Genomic DNA, 26,153 nt, shown 5'->3' with positions numbered 1-26,153 from the left:
TCCATAGGACGAACTTCGGAGCGGCGCACGCCTGAGGCAGCCGCCCGACAACGGGGGAACACCATGGTTGAGCTTACCCGCCGCATGATTCTGGCTGCCGGCACCGTTGCCCTGGCAGCGCCCTACGTGTCGCGCGCCCGCGCGGCGACACCGATCCGAATCGGCGTCCTCGCCGATATGAACGGCCCCTATTCGAACCTCTCCGGCATCAGCGCCGTCACCGCGGCGCGCCTCGCCGCCGAGGACTTCAAGAAGGAGAAGCCCGACCTGCCGGTCGAGATCGTCTTCGCCGACTTCCAGCTCAAGCCCGACATCGGGCTGGGCGTGGCGCGCAACTGGTTCGACACGCAGGACGTCGATGCCGTGCTCGACATCCCCATGTCGGCGCTGGCGCTCGGGCTGACGGAGCTGGTCAAGTCGAAGAACAAGGTGGGCTTGTTCTCGGGCACGGCGACCGAGGACCTGACCGGCAAGTTCTGCGGCCCCAACCACGTGCACTGGAGCTACGACAGCTATGCGATGGCGAGCACCATCGCCAATGCCTGCATGCAGCGCGGGCTCGACACCTGGTTCTTCATCGCCGCCGACTATGCCATGGGCGCGTCCGTGGTGCGCGACGCGACCAAGCTGATCAATGCCGCCGGCGGCAAGGTGCTCGGCGGCGTGAAGCATCCCTTCCCGGGGCCCGGCGACTTCTCCAGCCTGCTGCTGCAGGCCCAGGGCAGCGGCGCCAAGGTGATCTGCTTCGCCAACGCCGGCGACGATCTGGTCAACTGCATCAAGCAGTCGAAGGAGTTCGGCATCACCTCGAAGGGCGCCGTGCTCACGGCGACCCTGATGGACGTGCCTCAGGTCAAATCGATCGGCCTCAGCGATGCCGAGGGCATCCTGTATTCCAATGGCTTCTACTGGGATCGGGACGACGGCACCCGCGCCTTCACCAAGCGGCTGCTGCCCTTCGTCAACGACCTGCACCCGTCGCAGAACATCGCCGGCGCCTATTCCGCGGCGCTGCACTACCTGCGCGCCGTAGGCGCGGTCGGCCAGGACAAAGCGAAGACCGACGGCGCCGCCGTCGTGGCGCAGATGAAGGCGATGACCGTCACCGATCCGCTCTACGGGCCGGCCAAGATCACGCCCAACGGACGGCTGCAGAACAACATGTTCCTGCTCAAGATCAAGTCGCCGTCCGAGTCGAAGGAGCCATGGGACGTGGCCTCGATCGTGGAGACGGTGCCGCCGGAAAAGGCCTTCCGGCCGCAGTCGGAGGGGGCCTGCAAGGCAGCCTGACGCGACGGCCCAGCCGGTCGGGTGGCATCTCACCCGACCGGCGAGGATCGGCCCGGCAGCCGGCGCGCATGCAACGTGCCGGCGCCGGCGGCGATCATACTGACAAGACGATCTTTCCGGTGTGGCCGCCGGCCTCCATGGCGCGGTGCGCGGCGGCGGCCTCCGCCAGCGGGAACACGCTGTCGACCACGCACTTGAGGCGCCCGCTCTCCAGCAGCGGCCACACGCGGTCCCGGACGACCTTGGCCAGGGCGGCCTTCTCGGCGATGCTGCGGCCGCGCAGCGTCGACCCGGTCAGCGTCAGCCGCTTCAACATCAAGGGCATGAAGTTGACCTCGGCCTTGGCCCCCTCGAGGAAGGCGATCCAGACGATGCGGCCCTCCAATGCGGCGGCGGCCATATTGCGCTCGATATAGCGGCCGCCGACCATGTCGAGGATCACGTCGATGCCGCGTCCTCCGCTCAGCCGACTGACCTCCTCCACGAAATCCTGCGTCCGGTAGTTGATCGCCGCATCGGCGCCCAGCTGCACGCAGGCAGCACACTTCTCGTCGCTGCCGGCCGTCACGAAGACGGGGGAGCCGAAGGCCTTGGCCAATTGGATCGCGGTCGTTCCGATGCCGCTCGCGCCACCGTGCACCAGCAGGCTTTCGCCCGGCTTCAGATGCGCCCGCTCGAACACGTTGGTCCACACCGTGAAGATCGTTTCCGGCGCTCCGGCGGCTTCGATCATCGACAGCCCCGACGGTATGGGAAGCGCGTGGCTCTCATGGGCGAGGCAATATTCCGCATAGCCTCCGCCGCCCACGAGCGCGCAAACCCCGCGGCCGATCGGCCACGCCGTCGATCCCTCGCCGACGGCGACGACCTCGCCGGCGATCTCGAGGCCGGGTGTATCGGGGGCGCCTGGCGGTGGCGGATACAGCCCGCGCCGCTGCACCGTGTCGCCCCGATTGATGCCGGCCGCATGGACCTTGACGAGTATCTCCTCCCGCCCCGGGGTTGGGATCGGGAGCCGTTGCGGCTCGAGAACCTCCGGGCCACCGGGCTCGCGGATCCGGATCGCAGTCATCGTCTGGGGCAAAACGCCGTCATGGGGCATCGCTGGTCTCCATCTCCAAGCTCTTGAATCTCGCGCGCTTCTTTGGCGAGCTGGTGATTTCCCCGGTCGCAACGCGCTCCAGTCCGCCTCCGCGTCGACGGCGGGCTCGATCACGCTTGGCAGGGCCCTACATCATAGGGACGGCGGCCGATTGCGCGCTCGATCAGAAGCGCCGCCGGCGAACGAGCGTTCGAACGGGAGGACAGAGCATGTCGGACCACACCTATCGCGTCACCGAGATCATCGGCTCCTCGCCCAACAGCATCGACGAGGCCATCCGCAACGCCGTCACGGACGCCTCCAAGACACTGCGGCACATCGGCTGGTTCGAGGTCACGGAGACCCGCGGCCATGTGGAGGACGGCAAGTTGGGGCATTTTCAGGTCACCCTGAAGCTGGGCTTCAGGCTCGACGACCGCTAGAGCGGGGTGACTTATCTTCGCATCATCGGCGCGGCCGGGGGCACGATTTCGTCGCGCCCCGGGCCTCACGGTGGCAGCAGCTTGCTCGCCCGAAACAAGTCGAACCACTTGCGGAACATGGCTTCCGTGTCCATCGCCTCGCCGAAGCCGGCCTGACGGATCTTGATGGTGGAGACGATCGAGATCTTGTCGCCCGACTTGGCGCCATAGGCCATCAGGTAGTCGGCGTACTGGAACGAGGCGCCGACGTAGTCGGCGAGCGGCGGGGCGCGAAGGCCGTGCTTGGCGCGGATCTCGTCCCAGAGCGGCGCGTCTGCATCCATCGTCTCGGCCAGCGCGCGCGGCCGCGCGGGACCGGGCTGCATCCCGAGCGCAGCCGCGATCGCCGGCCAAACCCCGTTCCACATGAACACGTCGCCGTTGGTGACGTTGAACGCTTCGTTGCGCGCGGCTTCGGCTTCGCCGCCCCAGGCAATGGCGCGCGCCAGCAAGTCCGCGTCGACCGCCTGCAGCACATTCGAGGGACCACCCGGATAGTAGAGCGGCTCGCCCTTCTCCTTGAGCACGGCCGCGTACACGCCGAGCGCCGGGATCGGGTTCATCGCGCTGCCGAAGGACTGGCCGAAGATGATCTGAGGGCGGAAGATGGTCCACGCCCACGCTTGTCCCTGCTGGCGCTCGGCCAGATAATCCTGCTGGTTCCAGTAGAAATTCGGGATGTCGCGCGCCTCCGACCGCCCTTCCCGCGCCGGCGTATCGATGCGGCGGACATGGGCCCCGTAGGCCTTGGTGCCCTGCAGCAGCGCCACGTGACGCAGGCCCTTGGCGGCCTTCAGCAGCGGCTCCAGCAGGTTGCGAAGCATGCGATCGTTGGTGTCGATCTGCTCGCGGTCCTGCCAGCCGGCGATGAGGGTCGGGCGTTCGTAGAGGGCCGCATAGACGACATGGGTGACGTCGCCCATGCCCCCGAACAGCGCGGCGCATTGGCCCGCGTCGGTGAGATCGGCGGCGACGAACCGCGCTCCGAAGGTCTCGAGCGGCGCCCGCCGCGACACCGCGGTGACCTCGACTCCCTCCCGCGCGAACTGCTTCATGGCCGCGTAGCCGACGAGGCCCGACGCCCCGGCGACGAGCACGTGCTTGCGTGCCATCTCCTCCCTCCCCTTCGTTCGTCCGTCGGCACGCGTCTCCGATCCCTCGGGACGCAGCGGCGGCAGCTTGGGAGGAGACCTAGCCTTTTCTGCCTCCCGACGAAACCTCGTCCGTCGCGGCCCTGGAGGTGCAGGGGCCGCGGGTCGCTCCCGCGCCCTCGCTGGCCGAGGCCGGCTCGTCGAGGTTCTGGCGGCCGGAGAGCAGGCGCAGGCAATCCTTGAAGAAGGCGCGCCGCTCCTCGCCGTTGGGCAGGCCGAGAGGTGCTACGTTGCACGACAGCAGCATGCGCGCCCTCAGCATGGAATCGGCGGGGCTGAAACCCAGCTCGCCGAAGGCATCCGCCAGGAAGGCGAGCACCTGGGACTCGGCCTGACGCACCGTCCGCTCGGCGCGCGGATCCATCGTCGCCCAGATGCGCATCGCGTGGTCGAGCTCGAACGTGCGCTGCCGGATGCTCAGGCGGGCGAGCCGGCGCATGCGCGCCAGGGGCCCGGGGCCGCCGGCAAGCGTCGTATCGAGCTCGCCCTTGACGCGCTCGAGGCTGTAGTGATCGGCCAGGGCGCCGAGGTAATCGTCGAAGTCATTGAAATGATGGTAGAAACTTCCGGTGGAGACGCCGAGCCGCTTGGTCAGCTGAGCGAGCTTCAGCCCGGAAATGCCAGCGTCGCGCAGCACGTCCTGGCCGGCGTTGATCCAGTCGAGCCGTGTCAAACGACGCTCGCCCTGCGACTTGCCGGCGGCCCGCTTCGATGCCTTGCCGGGCCCCGCCTCGACCGGCCTGGAGCCGTCCTCGGCCTTGCGGCGTCTCGCCAGCGAGCGGCCCCTCGGCATGATCGTGTCCATCCGTCCTAGCCCCTCTTTCTCAGTCACGCGCCGCAATTTGCATACCAGCGCCGACGCCGAATCCAGGCTCGTGCCTCTTGCACGCCAGCACCATAACATAATATATGTTACATAGCGACGGGCATCGCACAGCCTGGACCGAACGGCCTGCTCATCACGAGGTGCGCGCCCATGTCAACGGAGGATCGAATGATCGAACGCCCGTTCATTGTTGGTCTTGGGGGCACGATCCGCGAGAACTCCTCCACCGAGCTCGCCCTCAAGCATTGCCTGAAGACCGCCGAGGCTCTCGGGGCGGAGACCGAAATCTTCCTGGCGAAGGACCTCGACCTGCCCATGTACGGCCATGGCGGCAGCATCCGCACCCCGGCCGCAGCCCACCTGGTGCGGGCGCTGCGACGGGCCGACGGCGTCGTGCTCGCCTCCCCCGGCTACCACGGCTCCATCTCCGGGCTGCTGAAGAACGCGCTCGACTACGTCGAGGATCTGCGCACGGACGCGGCCCCCTATCTGGACGGCCGCGCCGTCGGCTGCATCACCTCGGCCTACGGCGCCCAGGCCATCGGCACCACCATCGTTGCCATGCGCACCATCATTCACGCCCTGCGCGGCTGGCCGACGCCGATGGCCGCGGGCATCAACTCCGCCGACAAGATCTTCGATGACGAGGGACGCTGCATCGACGGCAGTGTCCGCAACCAGATCGAGATCGTTGCGAACCAGGTTTTCGACTTCGCCACGATGCGCCGCGCCCACTTGGCGCGGTCGCGCCAGGAGCCCGCTTCGGCCGTCGCCTGAGGGCGACGAGGACCGTTTTTTCGAGGACGCAAGGGAGGACAGAATGGCCTTGAAGACGCCTGAGCAATACATCGAATCGCTGCGGGACGGCCGCGTCACGTACTGGGATGGGGAGAACATTCCGGACATCACCAAGAATGCCCGTTTCAAGGTCCCGCTGGCGCTGGTCGCCAACGACTACAGGTATGATGACCCCGATCTCGGCCAGTTGCGCCGCTACACCACCGAGGACGGCAGCGAGGCGCACCGCATCTACGAGGTGCCGCGCACGGCCGAGGACCTGAACAAGCGCGTCGAGCTGCTCCAGCACACCTCGATCGGCACCGCCGTCTCCGGCGTCTTCATGGCTCTGATGCAGGTCAAGGACGCTATTGCCGAGATCAACCCGATGTACGCCGAGAACATCGAGCGTATGTACAAGTATTGCCGCGACAACGACCTGCGCGGCGCCGAGGTGATCACCGACCCGAAGGGCGACCGCAAGCGCCGCGCCCACGAGCAGGACGACCCCGATCTCTACGTCCGCATCGTCGAGCGCCGCAAGGACGGCATCGTCGTGCGCGGCGCCAAGCTGCACATCACCGCCGCCTCCGTGATCCACGAGCTGGTGGTGATGCCGACCAAGGGCATGCGGCAGGACGAAACGGACTATGCCGTGTCGTTCTCGATCCCGGTCAACGCCCCCGGCGTCAAGATCATCAACCGCAGCTTCGCGCCGGCCGAGCTCAACGCCTTCGACTATCCGGCCAGCGCCCACCACAGCATGCCTGAAGGCCTCGTCGTCTTCGACGACGTGTTCGTGCCGTGGGACCGGGTGTTCCTGGCCGGTGAGGTGCAGCTCGCCAGCCGCCTGGCCCAGTCGCTGGGGCTGTGGGAGCGCACCGGCGGCGTCATCGAAGCCGTGCGCATGTCGGAGCTGTTCGTCGGCCTCGCCCAGTTGGTGACGGAGATGCAGGGCAAGGAGAACGATCCGGTCGCGCAGAACTCCATCGCCGAGCTGATCACCTACGCCGAGATGCTGCGCATGTCGCTCGACTACGCCACCCGGCACTACGAGACGACGCCGTCCGGCATGGTCCACCCGAACACGCTCGGCATCAATGCGGCCAAGTACTACTACGCCGCCAACTACCATCAGACCGTGCGCTACCTGCACGACCTGGGCGGCGGCCTGGTGCTGACCTTGCCGTTGGAGAGCGACCTGCGCAACGAAGAGTCCGGTAAGTACATCCGCAAGTACCTGGCGACCAAGAAGAGCGTGGACGTCGAGACGCGCATGCGCGTCTACAACCTGATCCGCGACCTCACCGCCGACGCCTATGGCGGCTGGCAGTTCGTCGTGGCGCTGCAGGCGGGCGGCGGCCTGCCGGCCCAGCGGCTGATGATGAACCGGCTCTATCCGATGCAGCAGGCGCGCGAGCGCGCCCTGGCCGCGGCCGGCGCCACCCGGCGCCCCGGCGACGGCTCGCACGCCAAGCTCGCCGCCGAGTGAGCCTTGCGGCCGGCCGCGCCTCGGCGCGACCGGCCCCACCGATGGGCCGGAGATGGCCGGGCAGCAGCCCGGCCATCACTGTTTCCACAGCCCGCCGCATCGATGGCACCTGATCGAGTGGAACCACCCGATCAGGGAGAAATGCTTCAATTTCAAAGACTTGAAGAATGCCTACCCGGTCAGATGAGTCGATGTGATCGGGACATGCTCCCGGGGGCTGTCCCCCTTCCGCAACGTGCTCTAATCATCAGCCCGCAAGACGAATGGATGCGAAATCCGTCAATGGTTCGGCTGGCCCACGGCCGAACGAGGAGGATGCAATGAACGCCAACGTGGCCAAGGCCAACGACATGTTTCGTGAAGAGGTGCGCGCCTTCCTGCGCGACAACCTGCCCAAGGACCTGGTCGAACGAACCAAGACGGCCGTGCATCCGACCCGCGACGACATCCTCGGCTTCACGCAGATCCTCGCCAGGCAGGGCTGGTCGGTGCCCCACTGGCCGCGCGAGTACGGCGGCCCCGGCTGGACGGCCATGCAGCGTTACATCTTCGACGCCGAGCTGGTGGCCGCGGGCACGCCCGGCACCAACATCCAGGGCGTCGGCCTCGTCGGCCCGGTGGTCTACACTTTCGGCAACGACGCCCAGAAGCAGCGCTTCCTGGGACCAATCCGCGAAGGCAAGGTGTTCTGGTCGCAGGGCTTCTCCGAGCCCAACTCCGGCTCCGACCTGGCCTCGCTGCGCACCCGCGCGGTGCGCAAGAGCGACCACTACGTGGTCGACGGCCAGAAGATCTGGAACTCGCAGTCGATGATGGCCGACTGGATCTTCTGCCTGGTCCGCACCAATCCGGACGTCAAGCCGCAGCTCGGCATCTCGTTCCTGCTCGTCAAGATCGACCTGCCCGGCATCACCGTGCGGCCGATCCAGTCGATCGACGGCGGCGAGAGCCTCTGCGAGGTGTTCTTCGACAACGTCGTCGTGCCGGCGGACTGCCTGATCGGCCAGGAGGGCAAGGGCTGGGACTACGCCAAGTTCCTGCTCGGCAACGAGCGCGTCGCCACCGCCGCCGTGCCGACGAACAAGCGCAACCTGGCGATGCTGAAGGACATGGCCCAGGCCGAGCGCAAGTGGGGCCGGCCGCTGGCCGACAGCACCGATCTCAAGAGCCGCATCGCCCGGGCCGAGGTCGACCTGCTGGCGCTGGAGGCCGGCGTGCTGCGCGCCATCGAGAGCGACAACGGCGACCCCGCCTTGCCCTCCGTGCTCAAGCTCGAAGGCACGCGCCTGCAGCAGGAGATCCTCGGGCTGCAGGTCGAGGCGCTGGGTTCCTACGGCGCAGCCTATTATCCCGAGCCGCACGAGCGCGCCGGTGCCTATCTGCCGGGTCTGCCGCACGGCGTCGACACCACCGCCGAGTTCCTGTTCATGCGTGCCGCCACCATCTACGGCGGCTCCAGCGAGGTGCAGCGCAATATCCTGTCGCGCCTGCTGCTGCGCGGCGAGACCAACGGGCAGCGGGCCCTGGACGACGACCGGCGCCTGCTGGCGGAGAGCGTGGAGCGCTTCGTGGAGAAGCATGACGCCTTCGGCCACCGCAAGACGCGGCCGCCGACGGCAGAGACCGTCCGCGCCGCCTGGGCCACCTTCGCGGAGATGGGCTGGCTCGGCGCCGCCCTGCCCGAGGAGGCCGGCGGCCTCGGCGGTGGCCCCGCGGACCTCGCCATCATCGCCGAAGCTTTTGGCCGCGGCCTCGTCGCCGAGCCGTTCCTGGGTTCGGCGGTGCTGGCCGGCACCGTCATCGACCAGGCCGGCGGCCCGCGCAAGGACGAGTTGCTCGGGACACTGATCACCGGCGAGACGATCCTCGCCTTCGCCCACGACGAACCGGAGGCGCGCGGCAACCCGGCCTGGGTCACCAGCGCCGCCCACGCCGACGGCGACGGCTTCGTGCTCGACGGCTTCAAGTGCCTGGTGCTCGGCGGCACCGTCGCCGACCGCTTCGTCGTGTCGGCGCGGACCGGCGGCGCCCCCGGCGACGAGAGCGGGCTCACCCTGTTCCTCGTGGAGCGGAATGCCCCGGGCGTCACGGTCAAGAGCTACCGCACCATCGACCATCAGCAGGTGGCCGACATCGAGCTCAAGGGTGTTCGGGTGGCGGGCGACGCGGTGCTGGGCAGCGTCGGCGACGGCTTCGCCGCCATCGACACGGCCTGGGCGACCGGTTCGGTCATCGCCTGCGCAGATGCGGTGGGAGCCATGGACAAGGCGCTCTGGATCACGCGCGACTATCTCAAGACGCGCAAGCAGTTCGGCGCGCCGCTGGCCGACTTCCAGGCGCTGCAGCACCGCCTCGCGGACATGTACGTCGAGCTGGAGCTGGCGCGGGCGAGCCTCGGCCGCGGCCTCGAGGCGCTGGCGCTGACCGACGCCCAGGCACGCCGCGCCGCCGTCTCGGCCACCAAGGCCCGCGTCGGCCGCGCCGGCTTCTTCGTCGGCGGCCAGGGCGTCCAACTGCACGGCGGCATCGGCATGACCGAGGAGTACATCATCGGCCACTACTTCAAGCGGCTGAAGGTGCTCGACACGCTGTTCGGCGACAGCCACCACCACGTCCAGGCCTACGCCGCCGTCGCTTAGGGGACTGCCAACCTCGCCCACGTGCAGGGCAAGGCTCCTCTGGAGCGCTTCCCTGCTGCTCGCTACGGCTTGCCGGCCTGGGCCAGGCGCTCGGCAGTGAGCTCGTCGGCGATGCTGATGCCGGTGTTGGGGATGACCTGGATCGCCCGGTCATCCCACATCTCCTTCATCCATAAGTCCTTGATGCAGGTGACCTCGAGCGGCGGCAGCCCGTGCCTGACGAGCCAGGCGTGGATATGCATGATCACATCGCTGCGCAGCGGCTCGTCGACCGAGGCGCGCGCCGTGAAGATCTTCACCACGGCTCCGCGCTCCAGCCAGTCGCGCACCCGTGCCATCATCGGCTCGATCGGCTCGCCCACATGCTCGATGCCGTGCCACTTGTCGAAATAAGCGAGCGTTCCGTCCAGGTCCACGCCGATCCACGGCTTCTTCTTCTCCATCTCGCCTCCCGCCTCCGGCGCCTCGCGTCCGTCGCGCCCATGGCCCCGCCCGGCGCATAAGGTGTATGTGCAAGGACGGCCTTGCGCCAGCCGCCGGGCGCCCTGATCTCTCGTAGCAATGGCCGCCGTACGGCCGGACGGGCCGCATCGGCCGCCAACAAGGGATGTCGAACGCGTGGTACCTTTCTCCATCCTCGACCTTGCCTTCGTGCCGGAAGGCCAGACGCCTGCCGATGCGCTGCACAATACCCGCGATCTGGCGCAGCATGCGGAACGCTGGGGCTACAAGCGCTATTGGCTGGCCGAGCACCACAACATGGTCGGCATCGCCAGCGCCGCCACCTCGGTGGTGATCGGCTACGTGGCATCGGCGACGTCGACGATCCGCGTCGGCTCCGGCGGCATCATGCTGCCCAACCACTCGCCGATGGTGATCGCCGAGCAGTTCGGCACCCTCGAGACGCTCTATCCGGGACGCATCGACCTGGGGCTCGGCCGCGCGCCCGGCACGGACCAGCGCACGTTGCGGGCGCTTCGGCGCGACGCCATGGCCGCCGATCATTTCCCCCAGGACGTGCTCGAGCTCCAGGCCCTGCTGGGGCCGGTGCAGCCCGATCAGGTCATCCAGGCGGTGCCGGGCACCGACACGCGCGTTCCCCTGTGGATCCTCGGTTCCAGCCTGTTCGGGGCGCAGCTCGCCGCCATGCTGGGGCTTCCCTATGCCTTTGCCTCGCATTTCGCGCCCGACGCGCTGATGCAGGCGCTGGAGGTTTATCGCGAGCGCTTCGAGCCGTCGGCGCAGCTCGACAGGCCCTACGCCATGGTCGGCGTGAACGTCGTCGCGGCGGACACCGACGCGGAGGCCAAGCGGCTGTTCACCACGCCGCAACAGCAGTTCACCAATCTGATCCGGGGCACCCGCGGCCGCATGCGGCCGCCGATAGACGACATCGAAAGCTACTGGACCCCGCCGGAGAAGGCCCACGTGTCGAGCATGCTGAGCTGCTCGATCTTCGGCTCGGCCGAGACGGTGCAGGCCGGCCTCGACGACTTCATCGCCCGGACGGGGGCCGACGAGTTGATGGTCGCCGGCGCGATCTACGATCACAAGGCCCGGCTCAGGTCCTACGAGATCCTGGCCGGCCTCGGCGCAAACCGCGTGGCCAAGTAGAGCAGAGCGTCGCTTCGGGATCCGACAGCGCCGGGCGCGTCTGACCCGATAGGTCATGCGGAATCGAGCACGGCGTGCGCCGCGGCCGGCGCGCGCTCCCCGATGACCACGACCGGGCCGGAGGCGACCACGGCAACCACCGGCTGGGTCGCGCCGAGCGGCCGTCCATCGGGCAGTGCGGCGTTGCGGCGCCTGTCGAACGCCCTCCCGATCAGGCGGCGCGCCCGACGATTGAGCGGCGCCTCGACCAGCAGATGGAACGCGCTCGACACCACCACCAAGGTGGCCACGAACGCCGCCAACAGGAGAGGCCAGCCGCCGATCAGCAGGGCGCGATCGAAACTGCCCGTCGTCTGCATGACGTAGATGACGGGGATATGGAGCAGATAAATGGCATAGGAGGCATCACCCAGATGCTTGCCGAACCGCGACTTCCACAGCTTTCCATTCAACTCCAGATAAACCAGCACATAGTAGAGAAAGAAGAAGCCGATACCGAACCAGGCGATGCGCCAAGCGGTCTGGCCGGTGACGCAGCCCAAGGCGAGAAGGCAGATCGCAAGCGGCGCCGCGAGCGCCGCTTGGACTGGCGAGAGCCGGCCGTTCAGGATGATGCTTCCGAGCGCCATCCCGATGATGAACTCCGCATTGACCGGATTGAGCAACGCAGCCGATTGTATCGGGCCCAGAACGCCGGTCCAGCCGACCACCGCATACGCCGTAACCGCGACCAACACTGCGAAGATGAAGCCGGAGCGCCCCGCGGCGAGGATACCGCCGAACGCGATATAGAATATCAATTCGTAATACAGAGACCACGCCGGATAAATGATTGAGGTATAGGCGTCTGGATTTAGCAGCAACAGCGATGCCCATATCTCAACCGGCTGGTGCACCTGATGCTGAATGCCCAACGTAAAATACTTGTATAGAAGCAGCAACAGGACGATCGGGAGATAGCCTATGTACAGACGCGCCATCCGCCGGAGAATGAACGGTGCCGGCGCCTCCTCGAGCCTGGACGTCCAGACCATCAGGAAGCCGGACAGCACGAAGAATGCGTCGACGCCGGCATAACCGGCATCGACAAGGCCCGCGAGCCCCGCCGGCCCGCCATAGCCGACGAACGTGGGCTTGAAATGGTAGAGGGCAACGCCGAGCGCGGCGAGCGCGCGAACGTATTGCAGGCCATAGAGCACGCCCGGGACATCGGCCCCGGGCTGGAGAGGGAGTGGCGGGTCCGGGTCTGCGCTGGTCGTCGCGCCGACGACCATACAATCCCTTTGCGCGATCGTCTGGAGCGACGGCACGTCGGCGCGCCTACAGCGGCGCCGAGCGCGGTGGGCGGCCCACGGCTGTCGAGAGTCCGGAGCGCGTCATTACCGTGGCGCCATGCGCAGCGCGCCGTCGAGCCGGATGGTCTCGCCGTTCAGCATCGGGTTCTCGATGATGTGGACGACGAGCTTGGCGTATTCTTCCGGCGCACCGCGGCCGGCGCAGTGAACCACGGCGCGCAGCGGGCCGTTGGCTTCGGCGGCTGCGAACACCCGAGTTGGCCATGAACGGTATGCGGAAATGATAGAGTGCGACCAAGAGCGCCGCGACGCCGCGAACGTATTGAAGACTGAAAAGGACGTTTGACCTGCCCATAAGCGAATCTGCGCGCATTGCCCCATCACACGCTCGCCAGCCGACAGCGCCCACGCGACGAGCGCCATACGGAGGACTCGCGTGCAGCGACTTGCCATTTCAACTTTGAACTTTTGATACATCGAACTTTTGATACGCGGCCGCAGATGACCAAAAACGACCTTCGCCGAACATAAAGATCGGCAATATTCGATCTCGACCTGCGGAAAACTCGGAACAACATACCGAAAGCACTCTGATACAATCGCAAGCAAACGACCTTCAGTCATGTGAAATTGTCACACCCGCCCCTCATTCGCGAAGGATGTTGCAAACACGTCACAACAGCCGGAGAGCGCGCGGCGACGAAGGAAGACCCGGCTTGTCCAAGACCGCATATGTGAACACCCTTCGTTCGACATAGCCTTGCAGGCGGAGGTCCCGTTCTCGGGAACGAAACCGTCGGCACGATCACCCATTCCGTTCGGCTTCCACGGAGCCGAGGAGCCGCCGTGACGACGAGCTACGTCCGCACCTTCATCACCGCCTCCCCCGACTGTCCGGCAACCGAGGGAACCGAGCCGGCCAGATCGGGATCGGTCGCGCAGCTTCAGCTCGCGCTGCTCTCTGCGCGCCCATATCACTTCACGAGCGACGAGTTGCTGTTCGAGGTTCCCGGGCTTCGTTGCAGGGCCGAGGTGATCGTGTGCGAGAACGAGACGCGTTTCTTGCAAAGTCTCGCGCATGCCTCAGGGCCTCCCCGCTCGTGAAGCAGTTCAGCTGGGGCCTTCACCATGACGAGAATGCGCGGGTCGCCGCTTATGGCGTCGAAGCCGACGCCTATCGCGAACTCAGCGCACGACCTGGTCTGAGAATCGTGGCCGGCATGCGGAGCCGTCGCGATGTCCGCGATTGGGCACCGCCCGGCGCCTCCCTCACAGGCCCCGCAAGCCGCTGTCCTACGGCCGCGGCATTCCCCGATCAGATGCGCTCATTCGATCGCGAACATGCTGCAGGTGCATTTCGCAGTTGGATCCAACTGCAAAGAAATGCTCCACCTCTTTGAATCTGGAGCGCTTCTCCTGCGATTGGGGAGTCCACCCAATCGCGAAGCGCTCTACCGCGGCGCCATGCGCAGCGCGCCGTCGAGCCGGATGGTCTCGCCGTTCAACATCGGGTTCTCGATGATGTGAATGGCAAGCCCGGCGTATTCCTCGGCGGCGCCGAGGCGCGGCGGGAACGGCACGCTGGCGCCGAGCGCGTCGCGGATCGGCTGTGCCAGGCGGCCAAGCAGCGGCGTGTCGAAGATGCCCGGCGCGATGGTGTTGACGCGGATGCCGCGGCTCGCCAGGTCACGCGCCGCCACGAGCGTCATGCCGATGATGCCGGCCTTGGCCGAGGCGTAGGGGATCTGGCCGATCTGCCCCTCGTAGCCGGCGATCGAGGCGGTGTTGACGACGACGCCGCGCTCCTCACCCACCGGCTCGGCCTTGGCCATGGCGGCGGCGGCCAGGCGCAGCACGTTGAAGGTGCCGATCAGGTTGATGCGGACGACCATCTCGTAATGGTCGAGGGCACCGGGGTTGCCGTTCTTGTCGAGGATGCGCAGCGCGCCGCCACGGCCGGCGCAGTGAACCACGGCGCGCAGCGGGCCATTGGCTTCGGCGGCCGCGAACACGGCCTGCATGTCGGCTTCACTGGTCACATCGCCCGGCACGAAGCGCGCTGCGGCCCCCAGCTCCTTGGCGGTTTCGGCGCCCTGGGAGGTCGGCAGGTCGGCGATCACGACCTTGGCGCCCTTGGCGATCAGCTGCTCCGCGGTCGCCCGTCCGAGGCCCGACGCCCCACCTGTCACGACGGCGGAAATTCCATCGATCTTCATTCTTGATCCTACTCACTTCTGAACGAGACGAAGGGCCCGATGGGCCGAACACCGGGCGCTGGCAGCAGGCGTCGCCGATGGAGGTGACCGTCCGGCCGCCCATCGTGCGGCCGTTCGACGATCTCGGTACCGCCGATGACGAGCAAGGCCACGCCCTCCCCGCCGGTCGCCGTCAGGCGTTACGGCCGCGCCGCGGCCCCGGCCCCACCAGCCGCGCGCCGGCATCGTAGGGCACGATCTCCCCCGTCATGTAGCGGGAGCCCGTGCCGACGAGGAAGACGATGCCCTCGGCCACGTCCTCGGGCTTGGGCGCCGCCTGCAGCGGCATGGAGGCGCGAACGCCTTCCCGTAGTTGGTCCGCCGCCTGCTGGCCCGTGCCCTTCACGAACCACGGCGTGTCCATGTAGCCCGGGCACAGGGCGTTGACCCGGATCAGCGGCGCGAGCGCTCGCGCCAGCGACAGCGTGATGCCGTTGAGCGCCGCCTTGCTCCCCACATAGGCGATCGACGAGCCGATGCCGGAGATGCCGGCGATCGACGAGACGTTGACCACGCCGGCCGGATAGCCCAGACGCCGGCCGCCCTCTTCGAGCAGGCTGCGGGCCGCCCGGATCATCTGGTAGGGGCCGATGGTGTTGACTGCATAGATGCGCTGGAAATCGGCCGCCGACAGCCCGTCGAGATCGCCGTGGGCGACGTGCTGCGTGGTGCCGGCGTTGTTGACGAGGCCGTCGAGATGGCCCCAGCCCGCCGCCTCGGCCACGATGCGGCGGCAGTCCGCGTCGTCGGCGACATCGCCCTGCACGACCCGGACCTCCGCACCGGCCTTGCGGCAGGTCTCGGCGGTTGCCTCCGCCGCGTCGCGACTGGAGGCGTAATTGAGGATCAGGCGCGCCGCGCCTCGTTCCGCCAGCATCACGGCGCTGGCGGCCCCCAGGCCCGACGCCGCGCCGGTGACCAGAACGGTCAGCCCTTCCACCCCCATCCGCGCACTCCCTGCACCGCCTACGTTTGACCGAGTGGTAGAGCATTTTGGGGAAATGTGAATGCGATTTTCGCGCCGCCTGCGATCGGCCCACGGGTGCGCCACCGCACCGCGACCTTGGCCCTCGATCCTTACGACAGCAACACGGGCGACGAAACGAGCCGCCGCCGATCGAGGAACCCGCCATGAACGTCCGCAACGCCTTCTTCGCCGTCGTCGCAGCCGTCACCTCCGCCCTGGTGCTGATCCCCTCCTTGACGCCCGCGATCGCCGGCTGAAGCTCAACGGCCTCAACGGCTTTGCCCCACCGCCCGCGACGGTTGCAGATAGGGCTGCAAGAAGGCGAGTTGGGCGCTGTCACTGCCATTCCTGGGTTCGAGCGAGAACATGTAGGTGTCCCACCAGGCGCCCGCCGCCCACCAGGTAAAGCCCGCCCACACGTCCCAATCGCGCTCCATGCCGTCGAGCATGTCCTTGACCGCCGCCCGTCCGACGGGCGTGGCCGGCACGGCAAACTCACCCAGGAACGCGCGCAAGCCATGCTCGCGGCACCACCGGGTGAAGTGGCGCAGGCGTTCGCTGCCGATGGTGGCGCTGACGACGGTGTCGGACTTTCCCGAACCGTCCTTGTCGAAGTAGAGATGCGTCTCGATCAGGAAGTTCTTGCGCGGGTCGGCGACACGCAGCATCGCCTCGCTGTTGGGGGTCCCATACCAGTCGTCGTGCCAGCTGGCAGCGTTGCTCCAGCCGTTGCCCGGCACGAGCACGACGTTGGGGGCACCGATCGCTCGGATGGCGGCGATGGCGCCGTTGGCGGCTGCCACCCACTGTTCCGTCGGCATGTCGTGCGGCTCGTTCATGAGCCCGAACCATACGCGGCGCTCGCCTGAGAACTCGGCCGCCAGCTTGCCCCAGAAATCGGCCAGAAGCCCCTCGGGAAGCTCCTTGCCGCCGATGACGCGGCCGCGGAAGCGCGCGTAATTGTGAGGATCCAGGATCACCGTGAGGCCGCGCGTGGTCGCCTCCCGCACGACCTGCCGCAGCCGCTCGATCTCATGGCCGTCCAGCGCCTCCTTCGGAGCCGGCTGAAGCGTTTCCCAGCGGAACGGCAGCCGGATGATGTTCACACCCTTGCCGACGAAATAATCGAGCTGCTCCGGCGATGGGTAGATGAAGTCGCGCCCGTAGATCGGACGGAGCTGCCGCGCCGGCTCGAAAAATTCGCCCCCGGCGATATTGACGCCGGTGAACGGCAGCCGCTCGAGCGAGCTCGCGTAGGCGAGAGACTGCGACGCGAAGGATGCGGTCACGGCAGCAAGGCTCCCGCATGTCAGACGCCGCATGAGCTCACGACGTCCGATCGTGCCCATCCCCGCCTCCTCGCGCGCTGATGCCGTTCATCGACGGCGACGTTCCGATGCCCGTGACCCCGATCCGTCTCCTTCCGCATCCGCCCGGGGCGCTCGCTGTGCTTGCCGCAGGGCCGGACCAAGGCGCGCGCGGATCAGTCGGCATCCTCGTCCGGCTGCGACGTCGCCGGAATGACATAGGCGCCGCCTAGCCAACGATTGAGGTCGACGTCGGCGCAGCGGGCCGAACAGAACGGCCGATGCTCCTCCCGGGCGGGGTTGCCGCAGATTGGACAGGGATGACCGCTGCGCGACGGCGCGGCGGGCCGGGCCGGCTTCGGCTGGGCAGCGCGGCCGGCGCCCGACACAGGACCTTGCTTCATCGTTTTTGGCCCTTTTCTGGGGCTGCCGCCCATCTAGGCCGCGTCGAGCCAGGTGAAGCGGACGGGATAGCCCGCGCCGGCGAGCAGGTTCACGGTCTCGTAGAGTGGCAGGCCCACCACGTTCGTGTAGGAGCCGACGAGCCTGACCACGAACGTGCCTGCCAGCCCCTGGATGGCGTAGCCGCCAGCCTTGCCGCGCCATTCGCCGGACCCGAGATAGCTCTCCAGCTCGTCGCGCGACAGGTTCTTCAGCCGCACCTTCGTCTCGATGATACGCTCCCGGACGGCTCCGCCGGGGCCGATGACGCAGACCGCGGTATGGACGTGATGTGTCCGCCCGGAGAGCAAGCGCAGGCAGGCGGCGGCCTCGTCGAGTAGGTCCGGCTTGGGCAGGATGCGGCGGCCGACCGAGACCACCGTATCGGCAGCGAGCGTGATGACCCGGTCCAGTTCGGGCTGCTCGTGCGCGACCTCGCTCGCCACCCGCCCCTTCTCCCGCGCGATCCGCCAGGCATAATCGCGCGGCCTCTCGCCGCGCTTGGCGGTCTCGTCGATGTCCGCCGGCAGCAGCGCGTCCGGCTGGATGCCCGCCTGCTCGAGCAGCGCCAGGCGCCGGGGCGATGCCGAGGCGAGCACCAGCTTGGGGCGCCCTGCATCCTCGGTGGTCTGCTCCGTCACGGTCCGATCCCCCATCGTCGCGGCCGGCGCGGACAGCGGCTGGCCGGAAAAACCCTTGCTTGCATCATCCGCGCCTCGTCCGGTGGCAGGCGTGCCGCCGGGAAGCCAGCGCAGAAGCCAGGGCGCCGATGGCGTGGACTTGACGCTCCTATCCATGTCGCCTGGCATCCGCTCCTGGGGCGGTCCGGTCACCGTCCGCCTCGCCGCGCTGCGGCTCCTGTCGCGCCGCAGCCTCTCGGCCCGCGACAGCTTCTTGACCCGCGGCCGGCTCTTGACCCGCGGCCGACTCTTGGCCCACCGCCGACTCTTGGCCCGCGACCGTCTGTTGGCCAACCGCCGCCTCGCGCCGCTCGCGCGCCCGGTAAGTGGCGACCCCGAACGGGAAATAGGCGAGATACGCGACCGTCAGCACGGCCAGCACCTCGAAGGTGAAGCTCGCGAGCAGCGCCACGAACAGCACACAGGCGACGAACAGCGGCAACACCCATTCGCGCGGGATGCGCCGGCCGAACGTCTTGGCTGCATAGGTCGGCAGATTGCTCACCATCAGGAAGGCGATGGCGAGCACATAGACCATGATGACCGGGGCCATGTGCTGCGTCGGCAGGCCGAGCAGGTGCAGGTAGACCGGCAGCAGGGCGGAGATGGCGCCGGCCGGCGCCGCGAGCCCGACGAAATAGTCCTTCTTCCACTCGGGCCGGCCCGGGTCGTCCAGCGTGACGTTGAATCGCGCCAGCCGGAGCGCCGCAGCCACCGTGTAGACCAGCGCCACGATCCAGCCGATCGAGCGCAACTCGTCCAGGGCGAAGGTGTAGAGCAGCAGCGCTGGCGCCACGCCGAAATTGACGAAGTCGGCCAACGAATCGAGCTCGGCGCCAAAGCGTGACGTGCCCTTCAGAAAGCGCGCGACGCGTCCGTCGACGCCGTCGAGCACGGCGGCGATGACGATGGCGATGACCGCAGTGTCAAGCTTGCCCTCGATGCCGAGGCGGATGGCGCTGAGCCCCAGGCAGAGCGCAAACAGGGTGATGACATTGGGCACCAGCACGCGCAGCGGCACCGGCTGGAAGCCACGCCGCCGCGGCTCCTCGCTGCCGTCCGGGGCAAAAGGCGGAAACAGATCGCTCATCGTGGCGTCACTCGGCGTGGAAGGCGCGCGGCGGCTCGGTGCCGCGCAGGTCCGCCAGCACCGTCTCGCCGGCGACCGATCGCTGGTTCAGCCCGACGATCGGATGCACGGCCGCCGGCAGGTAGACGTCGACCCGCGAGCCGAAGCGGATCAGGCCGAAGCGCTCCCCGGCCGACACCGTATCACCTTGACGGACAAAGCCGACGATACGCCGCGCCACCAGTCCGGCAATCTGGACGACGCCGACCGACACCTCGCCGGCATCGATGACCATGCCGCTGCGTTCGTTGTCCTCGCTCGCCTTGTCCAGATCGGCGTTGAGGAACAGCCCGGGCGTGTAGACGATGCGGGCGATGCGGCCGGCAACCGGCGCTCGGTTCACGTGAACGTCGAACACGTTCATGAAGATCGAGATGCGCAGCATGGGCTCGTGCCCCAGCTCGAGCTCCGGCGGCGGCAGGACCTCGGCAATGCTGCTGATGCGGCCGTCGGCAGGCGCGACGACGAGGCCGTCGCGCAGCGGCGTAACCCGCGTTGGATCGCGAAAAAAGTAGCAGATCCACAGGGTGATGAGCGCGCCGAGCCAGCCGAGGGGACCCCAGAGCTGGCTGAGCACCACCGCGACGGCAGCCGCGATGGCGATGAAGGGGTACCCTTCCTTATGGATCGGGACGAGCGTCTCCCGGATCGACGTGACGACAGACATACGAGATCCTTGCCGTGCGGGCGACGGTCGAGAGGGCGCCGCTCCCCGTGCGAATTTCGGATTCGCCACACCAGAGCGCACGATATGTAGCCAACGATGGCGACAATGTCCCCATCTGCATCACCTCATGGCGAACGACCGTGACGTCAAGGCGCCGCCGCCGTCCGACGAACGCAAGAGGGCGGACGGATGCGGGCGGGCCGATGCGGGCGTCGGGCTGCGGTCAGACCGTGGCGCTCGCCATGCGCTCCAATTGTGACGACGGCGAGCCGTCGGCGCCGGCGCGGGCGTCCGCGACCACCTCGTCGAGCTCGGCCTCGGTCTGCTTGAGCGTCTCGCGCGCCGCCTCCGCCTGGCGCTGCCGGTTCCACAGCGCAGCGTAGACCCCGTGCCTCGCGATCAGCGCCGGGTGGCTGCCGCGCTCCACCACCCGCCCCTTGTCGAGCACGAGGATCTCGTCGGCATTGACGACGGTGGACAGCCGATGGGCGATGACCAGCGTCGTGCGGCCGCGGCTGATGCGCTCGAGCGCGTCCTGGATTTCCCGTTCGGTGAAGCTGTCGAGCGCCGACGTCGCTTCGTCGAGGATCAGGATGGGCGGAGCCTTGAGAATGGTGCGGGCGATCGCGACGCGCTGCTTCTCGCCGCCCGACAGCTTCAGGCCCCGCTCGCCCACCGGCGTATCGTAGCCGAGCGGCAGCGACGCGATGATGCGGTCGATCTGGGCGAGCCGGGCCGCTGCCTCGATCTCGTCCTTCGTCGCATCCCAGCGGCCGTAGCGGATGTTGTAGGCGATGGTGTCGTTGAACAGCACCGTATCCTGCGGCACCATGCCGATCGCCGCGCGCAGGCTCGCCTGGGACACGGCCGTGAGGTCCTGGCCGTCGATGGTGATGCGCCCGGCGCTCGGCTCGTAGAAGCGGTAGAGCAGCCGCGAGATGGTCGACTTGCCGGCGCCCGAGGGGCCGACAATGGCCACGGTACGGCCCGCCGGCACCTCGAAGCTCACGCCCTTGAGGATCTCGCGGCCGGGACCATAGGCGAAGCGCACGTCCTCGAAACGGACGGTGCCGCTCGCCACCGCAAGCGCCGGCGCACCCGGGCGGTCCTCGATCTCCGGGTGCTGCGCCAGCACCGTGAACATCTGCTCGATGTCGATCAGCGCCTGCTTGATCTCGCGATAGATCATGCCGAGGAAGTTGAGCGGGATCGACAGCTGGATCAGCATCGCGTTGATCATGACGAAGCCGCCGACCGTCGTGCGCCCCGCCATCACGTCCGAGGCCGCCAACGCCATGGCCGCGGCCAGCCCGAGCGTGAAGATCACCACCTGGCCGGCGTTGAGCACCGCGAGCGAGGTGTAGGTCTGAACGCTGGCCCGCTCGTAGCGCGCCATCGAGCGGTCGTAGCGCTCGGTCTCGCGCGCTTCGGCGCCGAAATATTTGACCGTCTCGAAGTTGAGCAGGGAATCGACCGCCTTGCTCTGCGCCTCCGTATCGGAATCGTTCATGCGGCGGCGGATGCTGATCCGCCATTCGGTGGCGCGATAGGTGAAGCCCAGATAGGCGACGATCATCACGATCACGATCACCGCGTAGCGCCAGTCGAACTGCAGGTAGAGAACCGCCATGACCAGCGCGAACTCCACGATGGTCGGCAGCAATTGCAGCACGAACAGGCGCGTCAGCTCCTCGATGCCGGTGCGGCCGCGCTCCAGCACGCGCGTCAGCCCCCCGGTCTTGCGCTCCAGGTGGAAGCGCAGGGAGAGCTGGTGCATGTGCGCAAAGGTCTGCATCGCCAGCCGCCGGACGGCGGCCATCGCCACCTTGGCGAACACCGCGTCGCGGAGCTGGGTGAGCACCGCCATCAGGACACGCGTCGCGCCGTAGATGAGCGTCAGCGCGATGGGTGCTTGCCACAGCCAGGCATGATCGCCGGACGTGAGCGGCGCATCGCCCGCCAGCGCATCGGTCGCCCACTTGAAGGTATAGGGCATGCCGACGGTGACGAGCTTCGCCACCAGGATGAGCACGGTCGCCAGGTAGATGCGGAGCTTGAGGTCGCGCCGGTCCGCCGGCGGCCAGATGAAGGGCCAGAGCTGCCGACCGGTGGAGATCAGATCGCCGCGCGGCCCGCGCCCAGCGGCACCCGCCGGCGTGCCCTGGTCCAGCACGCCGTTTGTCGTCAATGACATCAGAACGATTCCAGGGGGAAAAATCGTCTCTTATATAGGCGCGAAGCAGCTGTCATGCACCCCGCCGCGGTCGCAGGGGCCGCATGCGCCTGCTGGTATCGACACCGCGACGCGGAGAGCTCAGGGCTGGCCTTCGCTCGGCAGCACGAACACCTGGCCGGGATAGATGCGGTTCGGATTGGCGATCTGGTCGCGATTGGCCTTGTAGATCGTCGTGTAGCGTTGGCCGATGCGGTAGACTTCGCGGCTGATCCGCCAGAGGCTGTCGCCGCGGGCCACCGTGCGCGTGCTGACGCCGGGGACCACCGTGCTGCTGCCGGGCTCGCGCTCGGCGACGACGGGCGTGTCCGGCCCCGGTGTGCCGATGGCCGTCGTCGCGGCCGCCCTGCTCTCGGTCTGGTCGCCGGAGCCCTCCCGCCCCGTCGGCCGGGTGCCGGCCACGACGGCCGGCATCGTGAACGGCACTTCGGCACGCGACCTGACCTTGCCGGTGCCGCGCGCGACGTCGTCCAGACGCACGCGGTAGGTGCCGGGCTTCACGCCCCGCTTCACCGAGAAACTCACCTGGCCATCGCTCCCCGCGACCGCGGACGCGAGATAGCTGTCGTTGAGGTAGAGCCGCACCGACGCCCCGGGAGGCGCTCTGCCCACCACGAACAGGCGGCCGCTATCGTCCGTCTCCGCCAGCTCGATGGTGATCGGCGCCCCGGCGCCGCCCTTCGAGGCGTCGGCCAGCGGATTGGACAGCAGCGTCGTCGGCTTGTCCGGATTCACCAGTGCGACCAGCGGCGGGCCGCTCGGCTTGATGGTCACGCCGACGATCTGGGAGGAGGCCCGCCGTCGGCCGCTGCTCATTCTCGCCCGCAAGGTGAACTCGTACTGCCCGACGGGCAGCGCCGGCGTGGTCACGGCGAAAGCACCGGTGGCATCCGCGACCTCGCGCTGGACGACGACGCCGTTGCGCAGCAGCTCCACCGTCGCCCTGGGCGCGGCGCGCCCGGCGATGACCGCTTCGCCATTGGGCTCGACGCGGACGATGTCGAAGACCGGCTGCGAGGGGTCGGGCTTGCTATCGCCGGAGGGCGACGGCGGCGGGACGGTCAGGGTGCCCGTACCGGCCGCGGGCTGAGCGGGGGCCGCCGGAAGCGACATGGCCGGCGGCTGCGGGCGCGCCTTGTCGACCCCGAGATACGGCTGGAGCGCCGCCGGCCACGGCACGTGTAGCCGCAGCGGCCCCAAGACCAGGGCCATGGCGGCGAATGCCGCCATCGCCAAAATCACCAGGGCTGCCCTATCCCACCGTACAGCTGTCATCGAGAAGCGCTCTGATCATTCGTGCGTTGAGTCTGGCTTCGAAGCTCCGGACAGATACATTCTACATTCCAGTTCAAGGCGGCACGATCAAGTTTCTGATTTTAGTGTTGTTTCCGGGTTTGTAGCGCTTGCGGGCGGATGCTATGAACCGGATAGGACCATCAAATCGGCCCCGCCGGAAGCCCAGCCGAGGATCGGCATGCGCGGCATCGTCGTCCATGCCGATCCCCGGACGGGCTCTTCCGCCCAATTTTAGAACATGATCTCATGCATGGATTGTGAATGAGGTTCATAGACAATACGCCCACAGCAGCGCTGCCTGTCCCGTCGTCGCCCCAGTCGGGAGCGCTGACTGGACCGACCGCCAAGCCCTCGATCAAGTCCATTTGCGTCTATTGCGGCTCCGGCACGGGCCTCGACCCGGCTTTCATGGACGCGGCCCGCACCCTCGGACGCCACATCGCCGAACAGGGGCTTTCCCTTGTCTACGGCGGTGGCAACATCGGTCTGATGGGGGAGATCGCCCGCACGGTGATCAACTACGGCGGCCATGTCACCGGCATCATTCCAGAGTTCCTGCGCGCCCGCGAAGTCATGCTGCAGGAGGCGCAGGAAACCGTCGTCGTCCCCGACATGCACACCCGTAAGCGCATGATGTACGAGCGAGCGGACGCCTTCGTCGCGCTGCCGGGCGGCATCGGCACGCTGGAAGAGCTCATCGAGCAGCTCACCTGGTCGCAGCTCGGCCAGCACAGCAAACCAATCCTCGTGCTCAACATCCAGGGCTTCTGGAAACCGCTGCTCGTCCTCCTCGAGCACATGCGCGACAACGGTTTCATCCGGCCGGGGCTGGAGGTCAGCTATATCGTCGTCGATGAGGTCGACGATGTCATCCCCGCCCTCAAGGCACGGGCCAACGGCACCGCCTACACGGGCCGGGAGGCGCATGCCGACCCCCTGATCGGGCAGCATTTCTGAGGCGCGGGGCGCGGCCGGGCTGCTGCGCCGCATCGCCCTTCGAATTGGTATCGCGTCAGGACCAGGAGCGCGGGCGGCCAGCCGCTTCACAACTCTTGCCGGACCACATTATAGCACTACCCGCTCCGGGGCGGCTCGTCCAAGCCCGCCGGACGCCAAGCCCTGCCCCAGCCATATTGCGCGTTCCGACCACTGAGCCGGTGGTCAGACGCGCGGAATATGCGCTAAATGCGAAATTCGTTTTCGGGAGTACGCTCATGAAATCCCTGCTGACGCGCTGCCTGGCGCTCGGCCTCGCCGGCCTGGCGGCCACCGCCGCCGCGCAGGCCCAGGACGCGGCCAAGCCCATCGCCATCGCCGTCTTGAACGACAAGAGCTCGGTCTTCTCCGACGCCGGCGGCGTCGGCTCCGTCATCGCCGCTCAGCTCGCTATCGACGATCTCGGCGGCAAGGTGCTCGGCCAGCCGGTGAAGCTGCTCGCCCCCGACCACCAGAACAAGACCGACCTGGGCGCCTCGCTGGCGCGCCAGCTCTACGACCAGGAGGGTGTCGACGCGCTGTTCGACATCGGCAATTCGGCCATATCGCTCGCCGTGCAGGATATCGCGCGCGAGCGCGGCAAGATCGTCGTGCATTCGGGCTCGGCAACCGCCGATATCTTCGGCAAGGCGTGCTCGCCGACCGGAGCCATGTGGCTCTACGACACCTACTCGCTGGCCCAGGGCCTCGCCCGTTCGATCGTCGAGCAGGGCGGCAAGACCTGGTACTTCATCACGGCCGACTACGCCTTCGGCCACGCCATGCAGAACGAAGTGACCAAGATCGTCACCTCGCTCGGTGGCAAGGTCCTGGGCTCGGTGCGGCACCCGGTCGGCACCATGGATTTCTCGTCGTTCCTGCTGCAGGCCCAGGGCTCGGGCGCCCAGATCGTGGCGCTCGCCAACGCCTCCGGCGATACCGTCACCAGCCTGAAGCAGGCTCGCGAATTCCAGGTCGGCGAAGGCGACCAGAAGCTTGCCGTGCTGATCTTCTACCTGACCTCCGTCCACTCGCTCGGCGCCAAGGCGACCCAGGGCGTGCAGTACCTGACCGGCTATTACTGGGACAACGACGACGCGAGCCGTGCCTTCGGCAAGCGTTTCGCCGAGAAGCACGGCGGGCGCATGCCGACCCAGGCGCAGGCAGCCGTCTACAGTGCGGTGCGCCACTATCTGCAGGCGGTCGAGGCGGCCAAGACCAACGACGGCCTGACGGTGATGCGCAAGATGAAGGAGATGCCGGTCGACGACTTCTTCGCCCCCGGCGCCAAGGTCCGCGCCGACGGCCGGCTGATGAACGACATGCTGCTCGCCGAAGTGAAGGCGCCCGAGGACGTGAAGCAGGGCTGGGATCTGCTGAAGATCAAGCAGAAGGTGAAGGCGGCCGACATCATGCGCCCGATTGCGGACGGCGGCTGCACCAAGCTCGATCCGCCCCAAGCCGCGGATGCGGCGCCCGCAGCGCCGGCGAAGTAGGCGCCCGACGCACGCCCCCTGTCCCGCCGGCGCGCCGGCGGGACAGGGGCGATACCGATT

The 26,153-nt window shown here is 67.7% G+C and carries 24 protein-coding genes and 1 pseudogene; 10 read left to right on the top strand and 15 right to left on the bottom strand.

Annotated features, from left to right (window positions below):
* Positions 1-63: 63 nt before the first annotated feature.
* Complete coding sequence (locus tag ACZ5PO_RS24485; protein WP_464184520.1) at positions 64-1,290, top strand: ABC transporter substrate-binding protein; 1,227 nt, start codon at positions 64-66, stop codon at positions 1,288-1,290.
* Positions 1,291-1,384: 94 nt separating this feature from the next.
* Here ACZ5PO_RS24485 and ACZ5PO_RS24480 read toward each other — a convergent pair whose 3' ends face one another.
* Complete coding sequence (locus ACZ5PO_RS24480) at positions 1,385-2,392, bottom strand: NAD(P)H-quinone oxidoreductase (RefSeq protein WP_464184519.1); 1,008 nt, start codon at positions 2,390-2,392, stop codon at positions 1,385-1,387.
* 209 nt (positions 2,393-2,601) lie between these two features.
* Between ACZ5PO_RS24480 and ACZ5PO_RS24475 the strand changes: the two genes are divergently transcribed.
* Positions 2,602-2,814 (top strand): dodecin, encoded by a 213-nt coding sequence (locus ACZ5PO_RS24475; protein WP_464184518.1) that lies wholly within the window; start codon positions 2,602-2,604, stop codon positions 2,812-2,814.
* Between the two features lie 65 nt (positions 2,815-2,879).
* Here ACZ5PO_RS24475 and ACZ5PO_RS24470 read toward each other — a convergent pair whose 3' ends face one another.
* Positions 2,880-3,965 (bottom strand): SDR family oxidoreductase, encoded by a 1,086-nt coding sequence (locus ACZ5PO_RS24470; protein WP_464184516.1) that lies wholly within the window; start codon positions 3,963-3,965, stop codon positions 2,880-2,882.
* 79 nt (positions 3,966-4,044) lie between these two features.
* Complete coding sequence (locus tag ACZ5PO_RS24465) at positions 4,045-4,797, bottom strand: TetR/AcrR family transcriptional regulator (RefSeq protein ID WP_464184515.1); 753 nt, start codon at positions 4,795-4,797, stop codon at positions 4,045-4,047.
* A gap of 201 nt (positions 4,798-4,998) precedes the next feature.
* On the opposite strand from ACZ5PO_RS24465, the gene ACZ5PO_RS24460 reads away from it, so the two are divergent.
* The 3 genes from ACZ5PO_RS24460 to ACZ5PO_RS24450 all read left to right on the top strand — a co-directional run bounded on the left by ACZ5PO_RS24460 (position 4,999) and on the right by ACZ5PO_RS24450 (position 9,738).
* Complete coding sequence (locus tag ACZ5PO_RS24460; protein ID WP_464184514.1) at positions 4,999-5,607, top strand: NADPH-dependent FMN reductase; 609 nt, start codon at positions 4,999-5,001, stop codon at positions 5,605-5,607.
* Between the two features lie 43 nt (positions 5,608-5,650).
* Positions 5,651-7,099, top strand: a complete 1,449-nt coding sequence (locus tag ACZ5PO_RS24455) for a 4-hydroxyphenylacetate 3-hydroxylase N-terminal domain-containing protein (protein ID WP_464184512.1) — start codon at positions 5,651-5,653, stop codon at positions 7,097-7,099.
* 320 nt (positions 7,100-7,419) lie between these two features.
* Complete coding sequence (locus tag ACZ5PO_RS24450) at positions 7,420-9,738, top strand: acyl-CoA dehydrogenase family protein (protein ID WP_464184511.1); 2,319 nt, start codon at positions 7,420-7,422, stop codon at positions 9,736-9,738.
* Between the two features lie 62 nt (positions 9,739-9,800).
* On the opposite strand, the gene ACZ5PO_RS24445 is transcribed toward ACZ5PO_RS24450, so the two are convergent.
* Positions 9,801-10,181: a hypothetical protein gene (locus ACZ5PO_RS24445; protein WP_464184510.1), complete on the bottom strand. Its 381-nt coding sequence runs from the start codon at positions 10,179-10,181 to the stop codon at positions 9,801-9,803.
* A 175-nt stretch (positions 10,182-10,356) separates the two neighbouring features.
* Between ACZ5PO_RS24445 and ACZ5PO_RS24440 the strand changes: the two genes are divergently transcribed.
* Positions 10,357-11,352 carry an LLM class flavin-dependent oxidoreductase gene (locus ACZ5PO_RS24440; protein WP_464184508.1) on the top strand — a complete coding sequence of 332 codons (996 nt, stop codon included), beginning with the start codon at positions 10,357-10,359 and terminating at the stop codon, positions 11,350-11,352.
* A 53-nt stretch (positions 11,353-11,405) separates the two neighbouring features.
* Here the strand turns inward: ACZ5PO_RS24440 and ACZ5PO_RS24435 are convergent, their stop codons facing one another.
* Positions 11,406-12,551 carry an acyltransferase family protein gene (locus tag ACZ5PO_RS24435; RefSeq protein WP_464184507.1) on the bottom strand — a complete coding sequence of 382 codons (1,146 nt, stop codon included), beginning with the start codon at positions 12,549-12,551 and terminating at the stop codon, positions 11,406-11,408.
* 180 nt (positions 12,552-12,731) lie between these two features.
* A pseudogene (locus ACZ5PO_RS24430) lies at positions 12,732-12,827 on the bottom strand (3-hydroxyacyl-CoA dehydrogenase); the annotation flags it as partial.
* Positions 12,828-13,493: 666 nt separating this feature from the next.
* On the opposite strand from ACZ5PO_RS24430, the gene ACZ5PO_RS24425 reads away from it, so the two are divergent.
* Complete coding sequence (locus tag ACZ5PO_RS24425; protein WP_464184506.1) at positions 13,494-13,751, top strand: DUF6157 family protein; 258 nt, start codon at positions 13,494-13,496, stop codon at positions 13,749-13,751.
* Entirely contained in the window at positions 13,688-14,047 is a 360-nt protein-coding gene (locus ACZ5PO_RS24420; protein ID WP_464184505.1) for a DUF6157 family protein, read from the top strand. Before ACZ5PO_RS24425 ends, ACZ5PO_RS24420 begins: the two co-directional genes overlap by 64 nt.
* Before the next feature lie 51 nt (positions 14,048-14,098).
* On the opposite strand, the gene ACZ5PO_RS24415 is transcribed toward ACZ5PO_RS24420, so the two are convergent.
* The 9 genes from ACZ5PO_RS24415 to ACZ5PO_RS24375 form a co-directional block, all read right to left on the bottom strand.
* On the bottom strand, positions 14,099-14,863 hold the full coding sequence (locus tag ACZ5PO_RS24415) for an SDR family NAD(P)-dependent oxidoreductase (protein ID WP_464184504.1): 765 nt from the start codon (positions 14,861-14,863) through the stop codon (positions 14,099-14,101).
* A gap of 172 nt (positions 14,864-15,035) precedes the next feature.
* Positions 15,036-15,848: an SDR family NAD(P)-dependent oxidoreductase gene (locus tag ACZ5PO_RS24410; RefSeq protein ID WP_464184503.1), complete on the bottom strand. Its 813-nt coding sequence runs from the start codon at positions 15,846-15,848 to the stop codon at positions 15,036-15,038.
* A 290-nt stretch (positions 15,849-16,138) separates the two neighbouring features.
* Positions 16,139-17,158 carry a glycoside hydrolase family 5 protein gene (locus tag ACZ5PO_RS24405; protein ID WP_464184502.1) on the bottom strand — a complete coding sequence of 340 codons (1,020 nt, stop codon included), beginning with the start codon at positions 17,156-17,158 and terminating at the stop codon, positions 16,139-16,141.
* 194 nt (positions 17,159-17,352) lie between these two features.
* Entirely contained in the window at positions 17,353-17,580 is a 228-nt protein-coding gene (gene yacG / locus ACZ5PO_RS24400; protein WP_464184501.1) for a DNA gyrase inhibitor YacG, read from the bottom strand.
* 33 nt (positions 17,581-17,613) lie between these two features.
* The gene (locus tag ACZ5PO_RS24395; RefSeq protein ID WP_464197010.1) at positions 17,614-18,273 is read right to left on the bottom strand and encodes a Maf-like protein; all 660 of its coding nucleotides are present in this window, start codon (positions 18,271-18,273) and stop codon (positions 17,614-17,616) included.
* Between the two features lie 133 nt (positions 18,274-18,406).
* Positions 18,407-19,387 (bottom strand): CDP-diacylglycerol--serine O-phosphatidyltransferase, encoded by a 981-nt coding sequence (gene pssA / locus ACZ5PO_RS24390; protein WP_464184499.1) that lies wholly within the window; start codon positions 19,385-19,387, stop codon positions 18,407-18,409.
* A 7-nt stretch (positions 19,388-19,394) separates the two neighbouring features.
* Complete coding sequence (locus tag ACZ5PO_RS24385; RefSeq protein ID WP_464184498.1) at positions 19,395-20,162, bottom strand: phosphatidylserine decarboxylase; 768 nt, start codon at positions 20,160-20,162, stop codon at positions 19,395-19,397.
* A gap of 154 nt (positions 20,163-20,316) precedes the next feature.
* Entirely contained in the window at positions 20,317-22,287 is a 1,971-nt protein-coding gene (locus ACZ5PO_RS24380; protein WP_464184496.1) for an ABCB family ABC transporter ATP-binding protein/permease, read from the bottom strand.
* 120 nt (positions 22,288-22,407) lie between these two features.
* A complete protein-coding gene (locus ACZ5PO_RS24375) occupies positions 22,408-23,556 on the bottom strand; it encodes a LysM peptidoglycan-binding domain-containing protein (RefSeq protein ID WP_464184495.1) in 1,149 nt (382 codons plus the stop codon).
* A 474-nt stretch (positions 23,557-24,030) separates the two neighbouring features.
* On the opposite strand from ACZ5PO_RS24375, the gene ACZ5PO_RS24370 reads away from it, so the two are divergent.
* Both ACZ5PO_RS24370 and ACZ5PO_RS24365 read left to right on the top strand, forming a co-directional pair.
* Entirely contained in the window at positions 24,031-24,579 is a 549-nt protein-coding gene (locus ACZ5PO_RS24370; RefSeq protein ID WP_464184494.1) for an LOG family protein, read from the top strand.
* A 257-nt stretch (positions 24,580-24,836) separates the two neighbouring features.
* Entirely contained in the window at positions 24,837-26,093 is a 1,257-nt protein-coding gene (locus tag ACZ5PO_RS24365) for an ABC transporter substrate-binding protein (RefSeq protein ID WP_464184492.1), read from the top strand.
* The last annotated feature ends 60 nt before the right edge of the window (positions 26,094-26,153 follow it).

The organism is Chelatococcus sp. KU-N122 (assembly GCF_055391085.1).
The sequence above is the reverse complement of the archived record's forward strand: the minus strand, read 5'-3'. Positions and strand labels throughout refer to the sequence as shown.